This window comes from Trichococcus paludicola, assembly GCF_003052295.1.
Lineage (GTDB): Bacteria > Bacillota > Bacilli > Lactobacillales > Aerococcaceae > Trichococcus > Trichococcus paludicola.
The window spans coordinates 104,612-120,415 of record NZ_QBLC01000004.1 but is presented as its reverse complement, the minus strand read 5'-3'; the positions used below and the strand labels follow the sequence as shown (position 1 = coordinate 120,415).

The following is a 15,804-nucleotide window of genomic DNA, read 5'->3' as shown; positions in this document are numbered from 1 at the left end:
ATACTTAGATAAAGAGGTGCATACCATGACTGAACATAATCACGATCACGATCATGACCACAATCACGACCATGACCATGAAGATAACCACGAGCACATCACAATCGTGGATGAGAACGGAAATGAAGAGTTATTCGAAATCTTATTCACTTTCGAATCAGAAGATTTCGGAAAGTCCTATGTGCTGGTTTACCCAGCAGGAGCTCCTGAAGGAGAAGAAATCGAATTGCAAGCTTATTCCTATGTTGAAACAGAAGATGGCGGAGAAGGCGATTTGGAGCCGATCGAATCGGATGAAGAGTGGGATATGATCGAAGAAGTCCTGAACACATTTATGGAAGACGAAGACCTTCAATAATAGTGTAAGTGACTTCTAAAGAAAATAAAGGAGGATCAGGACAACTATTGTCTGGATCCTCTTTTGTTTTGCGGATGTTGCAATGCTGTTTTTGAGCTTTTGGCATCCAAACGGAGTCGAACTGATAAAATAATGAGAAAACTGTCCAATATGCTCTAGATGTCTATGCAAATAACGAAAAAGATTCAATTTATATTGGTTTTCGTGTATAATTACGGAAGTCGAATGGCTGATGGACTATCAACAGCCATATACTCAAGTAAGGAGGGCTAGTCTTTGTCACAAAATGATCAGCAAGAGCCTCAAGAGCAACAAAAACTCATTCGGCCTACGTTGGAGAAAGAAGCCGTAGACAAAATGAAAATACGCAAAAAAGAACGGTCACTAGTGCGGAAAATTGTTTTTGCAATCGTAACGATAGGTATCCTGTTAGGAGTCATCGTTGGCTTTGCCGGCTACAAATATATAACAGATGCACTTCAGCCTTTGGAACCAGAAAGTACGGAAGTCGTCGAAGTGGAAATTCCGATTGGGACGTCCACAAAAGGGATCACGCAGCTTTTGGAAGAAGGAAACGTCATCAAAAACGCGACCATCTTCAACTACTATATCAAGACGCAAAATGTTTCTGATTTCCAAGCAGGCTTTTATGAATTATCGCCTTCCATGAGTCTGAATGACATCATTGCGACGCTTCAAGCAGGCGGAAGTCCTGTGCCACAATCGAGCGATCACAAAATCATCGTAAGAGAAGGCAACACGATTGAAGAAATCGCAGCGGAAGTCGAAGAAAAGACGGATTTCACAGCTGAGGAATTTTTTGAGAAAGTGAATGATGCGGAATTCCTGACGAATGCGGCTGCACAGTACCCTGATATTTTGACTGAAGCATCCCAACGCACCGATACGCGTTATCGTTTGGAAGGCTACCTCTATCCGGCGACTTATGATTATTTGACCGGAAACAGTTTGGATGAAGTCATTTTACAGATGTTGCAGAAGACGAATGAAGTGCTTACGCCCTATGCAGAACAGATTGCTTCTTCGGGTCATACGCTTCATGAAATTCTGACGATTGCTTCACTTGTCGAAAAAGAAGGTGTTACTCAGGAAGATCGTGCGAATATTGCCGGCGTATTCTTTAATCGTCTGGAAATCGATATGCCGATACAATCGGACATCAGTATTTTGTATGCGCTGAATGAACACAAGGAATTAGTGACGTTCGATGATCTTGAAATAGATTCGCCTTATAACCTTTACAGGAATACAGGCATGGGTCCTGGGCCATTCAACAGTCCAAGCGAAGGGTCCATTCAAGCGACGCTGTCACCAGCGGATACTAACTATCTGTATTTCGTTGCAGACACAACAACCGGTATCGTTTATTTTTCCGAAACATATGAAGAACATTTACAATTGCAAAGCCAATACGTAGACAGCGAATAAGGCGAATAAAGTGAGTTGCAAGAAGAGAGGAAGAAACACCAGTGAAAAAACCTATCGTTATCGGGGTGACAGGGGGATCGGGAAGCGGGAAAACCAGTGTCAGTCGGGCCATCTTAGACAAGTTTACCGATGTTTCCATTTTGCTGTTGGAACAGGATTTTTATTACAAAGATCAAAGCGATCTACCGTTTGAGGAACGCCTGAAAACAAACTACGATCATCCGTTTGCGTTTGATACGGATCTGTTCATCGAGGATCTTAAAAAATTGATACAATACGAGAGCGTCGAGCAACCGGTTTACGACTACTCTAAGCACACGCGCAGCGATAAAGTGATCCACCGCGAGCCGAAAGAAGTCATAATTGTTGAGGGAATCCTGATTTTAGAGGATCAACGACTGCGCGATCTGATGGACATCAAAGTCTATGTGGATACGGATGATGACATCCGTATCATCCGCAGAATCAAACGCGACATGGAATCAAGAGGCCGGACACTTGATTCTGTCATCCATCAATATCTGACAGTGGTCAAGCCGATGCATCAGCAATTCATCGAACCAACCAAAAAATTTGCGGATATCATCATTCCTGAAGGTGGACAAAATCAAGTCGCAATCGATCTGATGACCACAAAAATTGCCTCAATTTTGTCTGGAAATGCAGAATAATAATAAATACCTGTAATATTTTAAAAATATAATTGCTTTTACTGGGATTAAGTGGTATTTTAAATTCACTATTAATTAGGCAGCCAATAAACGATGTAGAGCCACAGGAAATGATTATTTCTCTTTGGATGACATGCTACCTGTCCCAGATCCGTTTGGCTTTCGGGGACAGCTATCAATAAAAAAAGGGAACTGCAATCCTGTGCTGCATATTGAATATTGAATCATTACTTTAAAGGGGCATATTTCTTATGATCGAAAAAGCATATCCGATGACAGCTGAAGGTAAAGCCAAATTAGAAGCTGAACTTGAAGACTTAAAAGTGAACAAAAGAAGAGAAATCGTTGAACGCATCAAGATTGCCAGAAGCTATGGAGATTTATCCGAAAATTCGGAATATGAATCTGCAAAAGACGAACAAGCTTTCGTCGAAGGCCGCATCACAACATTGGAAAAAATGATCCGTTTTGCGGAAATCATTGAAGTACAAAACGTCGACAGCAATGTGGTTTCGATTGGACTGAAAGTGACATTCGTAGAATTACCGGATGGCGATGAAGAAACGTACACCATTGTCGGCAGTGCAGAAGCAGATCCGCTTGAAGGTAAGATTTCAAACGATTCTCCGATCGCTAAAGCCCTGTTAGGCAAGCAAATCGGCGCAGAAGTCGCCATCGGCACACCGGGCGGCGATATGAACGTGAAAATCGTCAGAATAGAACAAGCTTAAATAAAGCATTCAAGAAGAAGAGGGTAGGACAAAAATCATTCGAAATGATTTTGCTGTCCTATCCTCTGTTTGTTTACGTTCCGTTTTTGCTGATCGAGTATAAATGACAAAGGATATGCATTCAAATGGACTGTACGACTTTAGTCTTAGTGCACTATCCATCCTTAGCGCACTGTCAAAGCGGTCCAGGTAATCTATAATGGAAGCAGATACTTGCATTCTTGGTTGTCGCACTTGTAAGCTAGCGTTCAGCGGAAATGTATAAAACATCGAAGAGAAGGGAGGGGCCCAGGATGAAAAAGAGTGCCTTAAAATTATTCATGCTCATTGAAGGCCTGTTGGGGTTGGCGGTCGTGTTCCAGTTGGTACAGGACACAGATTTGCTGTTGGTCTTTGTATTCGGGCTGATATTTATAAAATTTGGCACCGGAAAAGGCGAGCGTCGTCAGATTCTTGGCTTGGTCGGATGGTTTATGGTAGGCATGAGCATACTTTCCACTTTCTCAGTGTGGCTGATGTTGATTTTTTTCATATTGTTCGTCGTCATCAACGGCAAAGGGATCTGGTCTGAGTTGAAGCTGGATACTTTTGTTGACGTTCCTTGGGAAGAAAAAGCATTTCGTACAGTCAAAACGAAAGAACCGGAACAGCGAAACGGTTCCAGAAAGCGTCAAAAATGGATTGGAAACACCAGTCTCGGGACAGATGTCTATGAATGGGATGATGTCAATCTGACTGTGTTCATGGGTGATACCATAATCGATTTGGGGAATACGTTGTTGCCGAAAGAGGAAAACATCATTCTGATACGCAAAGGGTTCGGAAAGACCAGGGTAATCGTACCTTTAGGAATCGGCGTGGCTGTCCATCATTCCACCATCAAAGGCCAACTTATGTTCAACGAAGATGAATTGGACTTGACCAATGAAACAGTTAAATTGTATAGCCGGGGCTACGATGAGGCAAATCGAAAAATCAAAATCGTCTCCAATAGCCTGCTGGGTGATTTGGAGGTGATCTATCTATGAGGAGAAGCGCGGTTTTGATTCTGTTCAGTACGATACTCGGCGTCTTTGCTTTTATCGTGGCTGGTGTTTTATTTGCCCTGAGGCCGTATTTAAGTTATCAGGAACTGGTCGAGGTGGATCGTTTTTATGTGCCGGCATTTCTTTACATCATCGTGTTGCTGCTTTTTGCTGCCATCGTTGTAACCTGGATCGCTCACTTTTATTTAAAAAATCAAGAAACTCGCATCAAGGACAAATTGCATTGGCTTTACCTTGGCAATTATGAGCATACGGTATTCAACAACAAACGAGATAAATCATTATTTTTGGATCAGTATTGCCATGCAATCCATATTGAAATTGAAATGCTCAGGAAAAAGATGCTTAGCTTGTCTCGGGAAGTGCAGCATTTAAGTGCAAATCCTCAGCAGATCGGCAACGAAACAAAAGAAGAAATTCTCGAACAGGAGAGGCATCGCATTGCGAGGGAACTGCATGATTCCGTCAGCCAACAACTCTTTGCCGCTATGATGATGTTGTCGGCGGTCAATGAGCGGTCGGATGCTTTTCCGGAAAAAATACAGAAACAGATGCGGCTCATAGAAGACATCATCAATGAGTCCCAGTCGGAGATGAGAGCGTTGCTCCTTCATCTTCGTCCAACTAAACTCGAAGGGAAATCCTTGAAAAAAGGGATCGAACAGTTGCTGGTGGAATTGAAGTCTAAAGTCCAAATTGCGATTAAATGGGAAATCGATGATGTCCACACGATGAGCGGCATCGAGGATCATTTTTTCCGTATTGTCCAGGAGTTGCTTTCGAACACCCTGAGGCATGCAAAGGCAAGCAATCTAGAAGTGTATCTGAAACAAACCTTGCAGGAAATCAGTCTCCGTGTTTATGACGATGGCGTCGGCTTTGATACTTCGGTCGAAAAATCCGGCAGCTATGGTCTGATGAACATTAAGGAGCGCGTGCAGGGGATGGGTGGGAGCTGTAAAATCATTAGTTTCCCTAAAAAAGGGACCGTGATCGAAATACGCATCCCTAATACGAATGTGAATACAAACGACGCAAGTGCTGAATAGGATGACAAAAATTTCTGAGAAAAAGTTTCTTTAGGAGGGTTCAGATTGATACGTGTATTGATTATCGACGATCACGAGATGGTGAGGCTGGGATATTCGGCCTATTTGTCCATCCAAGATGACATTGAAGTAATAGGGGAAGCGGAAAATGGCTTAATTGGCTATGAAATGGCCTTAGATTTGCGCCCAGACATCATTTTGATGGATCTGGTCATGGAAGTCATGGATGGCATTGCTTCGACAAAAGCGATACTGAACGAATGGCCCAAAGCAAAAATTATCATCGTCACCAGTTTCATCGATGACGAGAAAGTCTATCCGGCATTGGAAGCTGGGGCTTCCAGTTACATGCTGAAAACTTCTTCAGCGCATGAAATCGCAGACGCGATCCGTTCGACTTATCACGGCGAGTCAGTCCTGGAGCCAGAAGTGACGGATAAAATGCTGGAGCGCTTCTCGAAAAGAAATATCCGGCCGTTGCATGAAGAGTTGACCGCCAGAGAGCGGGAAGTATTGCTGCTCATCGCGCAAGGTTACTCCAATCAGGACATTGCCGACCAACTGTTCATCACACTGAAGACAGTCAAAACGCATGTATCCAACATTTTGACAAAATTGGAAGTGGATGACAGAACCCAGGCTACGATTTATGCATTCAAGCATCATCTGATCCAGTGACTTTGAGCAAAGTGTTATAAAATGATGCTTCCTTATGATAAGATGATTATGATAGAGAGTAGTGAGGGGGGCAGGCTGATTATCCGATCAGCGACTAGATGAAAATAGAGATCAGTGAACGCGCACAAAAGTGGTTTGAACAGGAAATGGGCATTTCAGGCAAAAAAGGGGTTCGTTTCCTTGGGAAAGTGTATGGCAGTAGCCAAATACATGAAGGGTTCTCGGTTGGGCTTGATGTGGATGAGCCAGTATCTCCGATTGGAAAAGCCGAGTACAATGGCATTTTATATTATGTAGAGGATGCGGATGATTGGTTCTTTAATGGCTATGACCTGCAAGTCGGTTTCGATGAAAATCAACGCGAACCGGAGTATAACTTCATCGCACAAAATAAAGAGGATAAATGAAAAAGAGGGCATTGGATTTTTGATCCAGGCCCTCTTTTTGTGTTCAGTTCAGGTTTTCAGGTTCAGACGCCCATAATGACGGGAACAATCATAGGACGGCGCTCCGTTTTTTCATACAGGTAAGGCTGAATGGCGTTCGTAACCGTGTCCTTCAATTTCTTCTCGGTTACAGCATCAGGGCTCTTCAACAAAGAAAGAACATCCTGGCGGACGATTGCTTGTGCTTCATGGATCAAATCGCCTGATTCACGCATATAGATGAATCCCCGCGAAAGGATGTCCGGCCCCGCCAATAAATCTTTGTTGCGGAAATCGACGGTCAATACCACGACTACAAGGCCATCCTCGGAAAGGACACGGCGATCGCGCAGGACGATGTTCCCGATATCACCGATGCCTTTTCCATCCACATAGACGTCCGTTGCCGTAAAGCTACCGGCGCGTCTCGCCGACTCAGCCGTCAAAGCAAGGATCTCCCCATTATCGGATATGAAGCAATTCTCGGTTGGAATGCCGACTGCTTCTGCTAATTCTGTATGAATCTTCAGCATCCGGTACTCTCCATGGACAGGCATGAAGTATTTTGGTTTCATCAAGGTCAACATCAACTTCTGCTCTTGTTGCCCACCATGTCCGGAAGTGTGGACGTTGTTTACTTTACCGTGAACAACGGCTGCCCCAGCTTCCAAAAGCAGGTTGATGACGCGATTGACACTGGTTGTGTTGCCCGGAATCGGTGAACTTGAGAAAATGACCGTATCACCCGGTTGAATGGAAATCTGTCTGTGTGTGCCATTAGCAATCCGGCTTAATGCAGCCATCGGTTCGCCTTGCGATCCCGTACACATGATCAGAACCTTATCCGCAGGAAGGCTATTCAATTCACGCGTGTCGATGAACAGATCATCCGGTGCCACGATGAAGCCTAATTCTCTAGCCGTACGGAAGTTCGTCTCCATGCTGCGACCAAATATAGCGATTTTCCGGTCCGTTTCGAGCGCGACTTCAGTGACTTGTTGCAATCTGTAGATATTGGACGAGAAGGAAGCAAAAATGATTCTTCCCGAAACTTTTTGAATGATGTTTTTAAGGGATTGACCAACAATTTGCTCAGATTGGGTAAATGTCGGTGTTTCCGCATTTGTGCTGTCGCTCAGAAGTAAAAGCACGCCTTCTTCACCGATTTTAGCCATCTTATGGATATTTGCCGGTTTTCCGTTTGCAGGTGTGAAATCGAACTTGAAATCTCCTGTAAACACAATGTTACCAGGAGGAGTCTTGACCACGATCCCCATAGTGTCCGGTATGCTGTGCGTTGTTCCGAAGAAGCTGATGCTGGTTTTACGGAATTTGATGATTGAATCTTCATTGATTTCGTGCAGGATAGCATCCCTGAGCAAGCCGTGCTCATCCAATTTGTTGCGGATCATGGCAAGCGCCAGTTTGCCTGCATAGATAGGGACATTCAATTCTTTCAAAAGAAACGGGACACCACCGATGTGATCTTCGTGTCCGTGAGAAATGAATAATCCTTTGATTTTGGATTGGTTTTGCACCAAGTAACTGTAGTCGGGTATCACATAATCAATGCCAAGCAAGTCATCTTCCGGAAACATGATCCCGGAATCAAGAATGATGATTTCATCCTGGAATTGTATGCCATACATATTTTTGCCGATTTCCCCTAAACCCCCGAGGGCAAATACACCGACTTCATTATTTTTTATGTTAGGTTTCATACATTGAACTCCGTGATTTTAAAATTCGGATCTTTTTGTTCGTATTCTAAATGGCTGCCTTCCAAAGGTTGAATGAATTCAATGTTGTAAGGGGTATTTTGTTCAACTAATCTTCTGGCTATTACGATGTCTGATGCCTCCACGTATAGAGATTCCGTGTTCTCTCTGGTAGGTGCATCAAATTTTGCTGGTTGGTATGTTACTTTAAATATCATATAGTTCACTCCATTTTTCTTATTGTTTTTGATAGTACTGTACTTAAAAATTACAATCTTAGTTTGTTAACTTGGTCAATAGTTGTATTTTTTCATACAATCGGTACTATAAGTTTACCACAATTAAGGCAGTTAGTATAGAAATGACTGGCAAAATCATTTTTGCAGAGGTGCAAGCCTTTCCAATAGTAAGGCAATTCTCTTTTGTTTTTTTTAACGAAAGCAATCAATATTTTTGTAGACTTAAACACAGTAATTGGCTAGACTGGATACAGAGGGTTTGGAAGGCTGGACAGAAAAACGAGAATGTTTTTTTTTTGCCCTGAAGAACCCCGACGAATCGTTTTTATTAAGGTAGGTGTATCGAAATGTCTTTAATTTGGCGTTATATCAGTCGATATAACAAATTATTTTTATTAAATGTCTTGGGAGCTTTTGGCTTTGTGCTTGTGGAATTGGGATTGCCCACGATGCTTGCGGGCTTGATCAACGAGACGGTTGCAGGTGGCGGAAAAGGGAATATTTTGCGCACGACTGCGGTTATGGTCGGCTTGGCCTTGATTGGTTTTGTGGGCAGAATCATTGTCGCCTATGCAACGGGCAGAATCACTACCAACATGGTAGCGGATATGCGCAATGACATGTACCAAAATATCCAGACTTTTTCCCACGAAGAATATGATCGCATCGGCGTTTCATCATTGGTGACGCGGGTCACCAATGATGCCTTCATCCTGATGCAATTCGCCCAGATGTTGCTGCGTATGGGGTTGATGACCTTCATTATGATGTTCGCAAGCGCATTTATGATAGCGCGCACGAGTCCGGACTTATCGATTATCTTGTTGCCGGCTTTTCCGGCATTGCTTGTGATGATCATTGTAATCGGCAAAAAATCACAGCCGTTATCTGAGGCGCAACAGCAAAATCTTGATGACATCAACGGGAATTTAAGGGAATCGCTTTCCGGTATGCGTGTCATCCGGGCCTTTGTACAGGAAGCTTTCCAAGCTGAACGTTTTGAGGGAGTCAACAATGCCTACAGCGTGGTTTCAAAAAAACTCTTCCGCCTGATGGCCTGGAATCAACCTGTGTTTTCTCATGTCATCAATCTGATCATCATCGCCATAATGTGGTTTGGTTCCGAGCAAATCGAGGGAGGCAGCCTTCAGCTGGGGGACATGACAGCTTTCATCGAATACAGTTTCCATGCCTTATTCTCGTTTCTGAATTTTGCGGTCGTCTTCATGATGTACCCACGGGCGTCGGTTTCCGCAAAGCGGATCCAGGAAGTGTTGGACACTGCCAGCAGCATTTCCCCGAACGAAGAAGGGATTACGGAAACCCTGACGCATGGTTATCTGAGTTTTGAAGCAGTCAGTTTTGCCTATCCTGGGAACACTGACACCCCGGTGATCAAGGATATTTCCTTTTCGGCTGAACCTGGACAAACGATCGCTTTCATCGGCAGCACAGGGAGCGGCAAATCGACGTTAATCCAGTTGATTCCGCGTTTTTATGATGTCACAAAAGGGCGCATCCTGCTTGATGGGCATGATGTGCGCGATTATAATCTGAAATCTTTGCGCAAAAAAATCGGCTTTATTCCGCAGAAGGCCTTGCTTTTCACCGGAACGATATCCGAAAATCTTCGTTACGGGAAATGGGATGCCTCAAAAAAAGAAATCGAAGAAGCTTCCGATATTTCCCAAGCCAAGGAATTCATAGCGCGCAAACCGAAACGTTTCGATGAACATTTGGCGGAGGGCGGAAGCAATCTTTCCGGCGGGCAAAAGCAGCGCTTATCCATCGCCAGAGCCATTGTCCGCAAACCGGATATCTATATTTTCGATGACAGTTTCTCGGCATTGGATTACAAGACGGATGCGACCTTGCGCGCGCGGCTCAAAAAAGAGACCGGAAAAGCGACAGTCATCATTGTGGCCCAACGCGTGAGCACGATCATGCATGCAGATAAGATCATTGTAATGAATGAAGGTGAGGTCGTCGGTCAGGGGACCCACAGAGACCTGTTGCGGAATTGTGAAATCTATTATGATATCGCGTCCTCGCAAATGAGCAAGGAGGAACTCGCATGAAAAAAGTGGACAAAAAAACGTTGCTCCGGGTATGGGATTACCTCAAATTTTACAAACTGAAGTTCTTCGGCTCCATCCTTTTGAGCATAGCGATGACGATACTGAACGTACTGGAGCCTTTCATCATCGGATTTGCCATCACGGAAATAGGCAGAAATGTTTCGGATATGTTGAAAGGCGTGGAAGGTGCCGGCATCAATTACGATTATTTATCGAGAGTGCTGATCATCTATTTTGTTCGGGCACTGTTTTACCAAGCTACGAATCTCTATTCGCAATTGTTCATGACGGATGTCGTTCAGGATGCCATGCGTGATTTGCGCAAGGATCTGAGCGACAAATTGAACCGGTTGCCGATTGCCTACTTTGACCGCAACCAATTCGGCGACATACTGAGCAAAGTGACGAACGATGTCGATTCCATCGGCAATGCGCTGCAGCAATCGTTGCTGCAGGTGCTGAATGCCGTTTTGGGAATCACCTTCGCGCTCATCATGATGTTTGCGATCAGTTGGAAGCTGGCTCTCACCATGGTCGTGCTGATTCCGATGGCCACCATCCTTTCCAAAAAGATCACGCTGCTGTCGCAGCCGTATTTCCGTGGGCAAGCGAAATATCTCGGGCAGCTGAACGGGTTTGTCCAGGAATCGCTGACCGGCTTCTCCATTATCAAGCTTTACGGCAAAGAAGGGGATGCTTTCGATGAGTTCCATTCCATCAATGAATCCCTGACAAAGAATGGTTTCAAGGCGGCTTTCATTTCCGGATTACTGTCACCGGCTGTGGCACTCGTCACCAATGCTTCCTATATCATCATAGCTGTGCTCGGGATTCTGCAAGCGATGGCTGGAGCGATGACGATCGGTAATGTGCAGGCTATGGTGCAGTACGTCTGGCAAGTGAACCAGCCAATCTCGACGATCACACAATTATCGGCCATCATCCAATCGGCTGCTTCTTCCATCCAACGCGTCTTCGATCTCCTTGATCAAGAAGAAGAGGTGCAAGCAGAAGTGAAAATGAGTTTGCCGAAGGAAATCCGCGGAGATGTCACTTTTGAAAATGTCTCCTTCAGCTATGACAAAGAAGATCCACTGATCAAAAATTTCAACATCGACGTAAAAAGCGGCGAAACAGTGGCTATCGTCGGTCCGACAGGCGCCGGCAAGACTACGATGATCAATCTCTTGATGCGCTTCTATGAGGTGGATTCGGGCTCCATCAAAATAGACGGTTATGACACGAAAGATTTGACTCGTGCTGATTTGCGCTCCCAATTCGGCATGGTGCTGCAGGACGCTTGGCTCTACAAGGACACGATCACAGGGAATATCCGTTTCGGAAAACTGGATGCGACCTTCGAAGAGGTAGTGGATGCGGCGACCACAGCCAATGTGCATCACTTCATCCAGACTTTGGGTGCAGGCTACGATACGGTCATAAACCAGGAAGCCTCCAATATTTCCTTGGGGCAAAAGCAATTGCTGACGATCGCCCGCGCTTTCATCGCGGATCCTAAAATCTTAATACTTGACGAAGCGACTAGTTCCGTAGATACTAGATTGGAAGCTTTAATCCAAAAAGCGATGAAACGCATCATGCAAGGCAGGACCAGTTTTGTGATCGCGCACCGACTTTCCACCATCCGCGACGCTGATTTGATTCTCGTTATGGATCAAGGTGAAATAATCGAACATGGCAAACACGTAGAGCTACTGGAAAGAAAAGGATTTTATTACGATTTGTACACGAGTCAATTCAAAAATGAGGCAGAATAAGAGGAGCAAAAAATTTGGAAAACAAAAAATTCATTTTCTTTGATATCGACGGAACATTGCTGAACGATGAAAAGATGCCGCTTGAGAGCACTCTCCAAGCTTTGCGCCAACTGCAGAAGAATGGGCACGAAATCGCGATCGCGACGGGACGGAATCTGTTTTTGGCCCAAGAGGTCATCGATACGTTCCAATTGGACAATTATATCGTTTGCAACGGTGCTGCAGGTTACTTCAAACATGAACTCAAGTATGAAAACAAATTGGATCTGAATGCATTTGAAAAATTGCTGCAGATTTCCGATCAGAGTGGCCATCAGATTGTCTACGAATCAGCACATGCTCTGGCTCGTCGCCACGAATCGATTGAGAACAACGCAACTGAAGCAATGCAGAGCATCGAGTTCGATGTCCCTGACCATGATGAGGCTTTTTATCTGAACAATCCGCTTTATCAAGCACTCTTGTTTTATAAAGAAGACGAGAAAGCAATCTATGAAGACGGCACTTTTCCGGAATTCCGCTTTGTGCGCTGGCACGATGCCGGTGTCGATGTGTTGCCGAATCCGGGATCAAAAGCACAGACTGCCCTGTGGATGGCGAAACATCTGGGCTTTGCGCATGAAGATACAATAGCTTTCGGTGACGGAAACAACGATTATGAACTCATTTCCAGCGTCGGCTATGGGGTCGCAATGGGCAATGCGGTCGATCCTGTCAAGGATGTCGCCAAATTTGTCACGAAAGACTGTAATTCAGGCGGAATTGCCTACGCACTTGAAAAATTAGGCTTGTTATAGAAGTGAAAATAGGGTATCATATCATTCATAAGGCGTTTTTGCCGAACGTCGTTGATACCCTGTTATTTCGGGGGCGTAGCTCAGTTGGGAGAGTGCTTGACTGGCAGTCAAGAGGTCGTGGGTTCGAGCCCCATCGTCTCCATCATGTAAAATTAATAGACCCTAGAAGCGTTGATACAGAGCCATTTCTGTATGTTTCTAAGGTCTGTTTTTTTGTTTTGAGCATGTAATTGACCATGTAATGCTAAAAGTTCACGTATGCGGCAAATTTATCTGCCGTTTCGCCATAGGAGAAACGGAAATTGCTGCCATATTGCGGCCGGGACTTTTGTTTGAAAAAGGCAGGGGTTAAGTCGCCCATCAAGTGATAATATGAGGAAGAGGTGAAATGATGAGAAAGACAAAATATTACATAACCACGAGGGCGAATCGGAAAAATTTCCTTTTGAAATACGGCGACTGGATGTTTAAATACGTCCCGGAGAGCAGAGCCTGGGAATCATCCGATTATTGGTACGAAGAAATCATCATGAATGACTTTGCAGATTTCGAGGAAATAACCGAGGAACGCGCGAAAGAGATAATCGCGAATGGCGGCGTCTTTCAAATTTAATTTTAAAAATGAGTATCTAATTTTTGTGTGCAAAATAAAAGGAAACAGAATCACAGGCAGCATCAATGGCATCCTAATATTGTAGAAGTAGGCAAAAAAACTGTTGTCCTTCTTTCTCAAACGCTTCGACAACGGGTGGCGGATGTTTTGTTTAAAATCGACATCCGGTACGGAAAAATAAGCGGAAGGTTTGTTATTACTCATGGGATTACGAGGTCCATCAATAGAAAAAAGCACCTATTCTTCTTTACAAGGAGAAAGGTGCTTTTTTCGTTTCCGCATATCTTTGTGCAGATTGGATGTTTTGTCCGATATCAAAAAATGAGAGAGAAGAAAAGTAAGCACTGCAAACGTTAGCATGCCAGAGCATAAAGTTTAGGTGCCTTTCACCAAAAGCGATGTAAACGCCGCAAAAAATTCTCTCGATTGGCTTGGGAAAATCCATGGTAAAACCAGCCTAAACCGCTGTTTTGGAGCTGAAACGCTCGCTAGACAAGTTATAGGTGTTCCCAGAGGCTCGTTACTTCAATGCCGATGTAGTTCACCTGTTTATTTTTGCTTTTTTTTCAAATACTCCGCACGTATTTTTTCAAGTTGCTGCTTTTTATCAAATTTGGCAGGCGTCTGTTTTTCATGATACTTCGTCACAGATGCCTGACCTTTGTAATCCAATTGATATTTCCCCACTTTGTTCACCTACTTTTCTTGTCCTTAAAGAGAATCTCTTCAACAAATATATTATACCGTATTTTACTGAAGTAAACCTTATTACTTTATTGTCGCTGAATGTTATGAATTCGCTCTACTGAAGACTGAACTGGAGCGGATGGGCATATGGGATAACCCGAGCAAGATTCGGTATCAAAATGAGTACGACAACCACCAGGTACCGAGTGCGCCTATCTTTCTCAAGTGCTTCGACTGCGGGTAGGCAAATGTTTTGATGAAAATCTATATCTGTTACGGGAAAAAAGCAGTAGGATTGTTGTTACTCATGGGATTATTTTCAATGCGCATGTGCAGATGAGTGTCCAGGAGGTCCATCAATCAGAAAAGCACCACGAATTTATAAATACACGATTAAAACCAACGCAGACAGCGAATTTTTCGGTGTCTGCGTTGGTTTTATTTCCATCCGTGTTGATTAAAATATCAACTGATATTTTTAAGTGATTAGTCTATGTCGTCCGTCGGTTCATTAAACACATATACATTCAAATCAACGGAGTTATCCGTTACACTTTTTGCCATAATATGCATACCTTCACACATTAATTCCTCTCCCACAAATATTGGTGTTACGCGATAACGAACAACTGAGCCATGTTGAATAGCTGTCTTAACAATATCTTCTGCAGCAAAATACATTGTTGGATAATTAGCATTGCGGTATAGAGTGACCAGATTACGCCAGTCTTCTCCACTTCCGCCCAGTACATCTGCTAACAGATGCCCTCTATTAAGTTGTTCTGGGTTGCCTGCGTTCTGCTCACTTTTTTTCCATCCAGTTGGCAGTATACGACCGTCGGCATCTGTGCCGGTGTCATACATATTAGGTGTTACCATAGCATCCATGGTCGTCACACGATTCCAATTATCTAAATTTCCATACACAGCCCATCCTACACCGTCATACTTTAACTCTGCTGCTGTAAAGGTACTGTTTCCACCATTCAGTATTACTTCATCTACCCCAGTGTATAGCGGAACGTCTGCTGCTGTTAAGATAGCAGAATATGATTGTTCTGGTGTATCCACTGTTGCTTCAACAGAAGTGGAATTTTGGAGGTCTGAATCTGAAGAAACCTCAGAATCCATTTCTTTTATAGACTCAAATTCTATTTCTGGATCTATTATGCTAGTGGATTCGATTATAATTGATTCTTTCTCTTCAACTTCGAAGCTAGATATTTCGTATGTTTGACTCACTTGTTTTTCTGTTTTTGCATTCGATGGATCGATGCTCACCACAATGGAAAAAACAATAGCGGGAATAAGCAACATCCCTAAGAGGTCGAAAAAAGGATTATTATTATTTTTTTTTGACATATATCTATCCTCCTTTCAATTACTATTTCTATCTTAACATCGCAGATAAAAATTTTCCTTAGTATAATTGCTATTTATATATATTAATATTAAACTATGATTATAACGGTAATGTGTTTGTTATA

16 protein-coding genes and 1 tRNA gene are annotated in these 15,804 nt (G+C 43.6%); 13 read left to right on the top strand and 4 right to left on the bottom strand.

Annotated features, from left to right (window positions below; translation table 11 throughout):
• Nucleotides 1–25: 25 nt before the first annotated feature.
• The 8 genes from C7R56_RS07175 (at nt 26) to C7R56_RS07140 (ending at nt 6,389) form a co-directional block, all read left to right on the top strand.
• Nucleotides 26–358 (top strand): DUF1292 domain-containing protein, encoded by a 333-nt coding sequence (locus C7R56_RS07175; protein WP_086628276.1) that lies wholly within the window; start codon nt 26–28, stop codon nt 356–358.
• A 276-nt stretch (nt 359–634) separates the two neighbouring features.
• The gene (gene mltG, locus C7R56_RS07170) at nt 635–1,807 is read left to right on the top strand and encodes an endolytic transglycosylase MltG (RefSeq protein WP_107995880.1); all 1,173 of its coding nucleotides are present in this window, start codon (nt 635–637) and stop codon (nt 1,805–1,807) included.
• Nucleotides 1,808–1,848: 41 nt separating this feature from the next.
• The gene (gene udk / locus C7R56_RS07165; protein WP_107995879.1) at nt 1,849–2,478 is read left to right on the top strand and encodes a uridine kinase; all 630 of its coding nucleotides are present in this window, start codon (nt 1,849–1,851) and stop codon (nt 2,476–2,478) included.
• 251 nt (nt 2,479–2,729) lie between these two features.
• Nucleotides 2,730–3,209, top strand: coding sequence for a transcription elongation factor GreA (greA, locus tag C7R56_RS07160; protein WP_086628273.1), 480 nt, complete (start codon nt 2,730–2,732; stop codon nt 3,207–3,209).
• Between the two features lie 293 nt (nt 3,210–3,502).
• On the top strand, nt 3,503–4,237 hold the full coding sequence (gene liaF / locus C7R56_RS07155) for a cell wall-active antibiotics response protein LiaF (RefSeq protein ID WP_159072190.1): 735 nt from the start codon (nt 3,503–3,505) through the stop codon (nt 4,235–4,237).
• Nucleotides 4,234–5,304: a sensor histidine kinase gene (locus tag C7R56_RS07150; protein ID WP_107995877.1), complete on the top strand. Its 1,071-nt coding sequence runs from the start codon at nt 4,234–4,236 to the stop codon at nt 5,302–5,304. Before liaF ends, C7R56_RS07150 begins: the two co-directional genes overlap by 4 nt.
• 45 nt (nt 5,305–5,349) lie before the next feature.
• The gene (locus C7R56_RS07145; RefSeq protein ID WP_086985367.1) at nt 5,350–5,982 is read left to right on the top strand and encodes a response regulator transcription factor; all 633 of its coding nucleotides are present in this window, start codon (nt 5,350–5,352) and stop codon (nt 5,980–5,982) included.
• 98 nt (nt 5,983–6,080) lie between these two features.
• Nucleotides 6,081–6,389, top strand: a complete 309-nt coding sequence (locus C7R56_RS07140; protein ID WP_107995876.1) for a HesB/YadR/YfhF family protein — start codon at nt 6,081–6,083, stop codon at nt 6,387–6,389.
• A 62-nt stretch (nt 6,390–6,451) separates the two neighbouring features.
• Here the strand turns inward: C7R56_RS07140 and rnjA are convergent, their stop codons facing one another.
• A complete protein-coding gene (gene rnjA / locus C7R56_RS07135) occupies nt 6,452–8,128 on the bottom strand; it encodes a ribonuclease J1 (RefSeq protein ID WP_107995875.1) in 1,677 nt (558 codons plus the stop codon).
• Nucleotides 8,125–8,343, bottom strand: a complete 219-nt coding sequence (locus tag C7R56_RS07130) for a DNA-directed RNA polymerase subunit epsilon (RefSeq protein WP_086628267.1) — start codon at nt 8,341–8,343, stop codon at nt 8,125–8,127. The genes rnjA and C7R56_RS07130 overlap by 4 nt, the downstream gene beginning before the upstream one ends.
• A 368-nt stretch (nt 8,344–8,711) precedes the next feature.
• Here C7R56_RS07130 and C7R56_RS07125 point away from each other — a divergent pair, with 368 nt between their 5' ends.
• From C7R56_RS07125 to C7R56_RS07105, 5 genes are all read left to right on the top strand, one after another.
• The gene (locus C7R56_RS07125) at nt 8,712–10,442 is read left to right on the top strand and encodes an ABC transporter ATP-binding protein (protein WP_107995874.1); all 1,731 of its coding nucleotides are present in this window, start codon (nt 8,712–8,714) and stop codon (nt 10,440–10,442) included.
• Nucleotides 10,439–12,220 (top strand): ABC transporter ATP-binding protein, encoded by a 1,782-nt coding sequence (locus tag C7R56_RS07120; RefSeq protein ID WP_107995873.1) that lies wholly within the window; start codon nt 10,439–10,441, stop codon nt 12,218–12,220. The genes C7R56_RS07125 and C7R56_RS07120 overlap by 4 nt, the downstream gene beginning before the upstream one ends.
• A gap of 14 nt (nt 12,221–12,234) precedes the next feature.
• Nucleotides 12,235–13,017 (top strand): Cof-type HAD-IIB family hydrolase, encoded by a 783-nt coding sequence (locus tag C7R56_RS07115; RefSeq protein ID WP_107995872.1) that lies wholly within the window; start codon nt 12,235–12,237, stop codon nt 13,015–13,017.
• A gap of 69 nt (nt 13,018–13,086) precedes the next feature.
• Nucleotides 13,087–13,159: transfer RNA gene (locus tag C7R56_RS07110), tRNA-Ala, on the top strand.
• Nucleotides 13,160–13,405: 246 nt separating this feature from the next.
• On the top strand, nt 13,406–13,630 hold the full coding sequence (locus C7R56_RS07105) for a hypothetical protein (protein ID WP_107995871.1): 225 nt from the start codon (nt 13,406–13,408) through the stop codon (nt 13,628–13,630).
• A 549-nt stretch (nt 13,631–14,179) separates the two neighbouring features.
• Here C7R56_RS07105 and C7R56_RS09045 read toward each other — a convergent pair.
• Both C7R56_RS09045 and C7R56_RS07095 read right to left on the bottom strand, forming a co-directional pair.
• Nucleotides 14,180–14,317 (bottom strand): hypothetical protein, encoded by a 138-nt coding sequence (locus tag C7R56_RS09045; protein WP_107995870.1) that lies wholly within the window; start codon nt 14,315–14,317, stop codon nt 14,180–14,182.
• Between the two features lie 486 nt (nt 14,318–14,803).
• Nucleotides 14,804–15,679 carry a DNA/RNA non-specific endonuclease gene (locus C7R56_RS07095; protein WP_107995869.1) on the bottom strand — a complete coding sequence of 292 codons (876 nt, stop codon included), beginning with the start codon at nt 15,677–15,679 and terminating at the stop codon, nt 14,804–14,806.
• Between the last annotated feature and the right edge of the window lie 125 nt (nt 15,680–15,804).

Coding starts and splice junctions, on each gene's coding strand:
- rnjA (WP_107995875.1), bottom strand. CDS start 8,128: ATGAAACCTAACATAAAAAATAATGAAGTCGGTGTATTTGCCCTCGGG.
- C7R56_RS07120 (WP_107995873.1), top strand. CDS start 10,439: ATGAAAAAAGTGGACAAAAAAACGTTGCTCCGGGTATGGGATTACCTC.
- liaF (WP_159072190.1), top strand. CDS start 3,503: ATGAAAAAGAGTGCCTTAAAATTATTCATGCTCATTGAAGGCCTGTTG.
- greA (WP_086628273.1), top strand. CDS start 2,730: ATGATCGAAAAAGCATATCCGATGACAGCTGAAGGTAAAGCCAAATTA.
- C7R56_RS07125 (WP_107995874.1), top strand. CDS start 8,712: ATGTCTTTAATTTGGCGTTATATCAGTCGATATAACAAATTATTTTTA.
- C7R56_RS07150 (WP_107995877.1), top strand. CDS start 4,234: ATGAGGAGAAGCGCGGTTTTGATTCTGTTCAGTACGATACTCGGCGTC.
- C7R56_RS07140 (WP_107995876.1), top strand. CDS start 6,081: ATGAAAATAGAGATCAGTGAACGCGCACAAAAGTGGTTTGAACAGGAA.
- C7R56_RS07095 (WP_107995869.1), bottom strand. CDS start 15,679: ATGTCAAAAAAAAATAATAATAATCCTTTTTTCGACCTCTTAGGGATG.
- C7R56_RS07130 (WP_086628267.1), bottom strand. CDS start 8,343: ATGATATTTAAAGTAACATACCAACCAGCAAAATTTGATGCACCTACC.
- C7R56_RS07105 (WP_107995871.1), top strand. CDS start 13,406: ATGATGAGAAAGACAAAATATTACATAACCACGAGGGCGAATCGGAAA.
- C7R56_RS07175 (WP_086628276.1), top strand. CDS start 26: ATGACTGAACATAATCACGATCACGATCATGACCACAATCACGACCAT.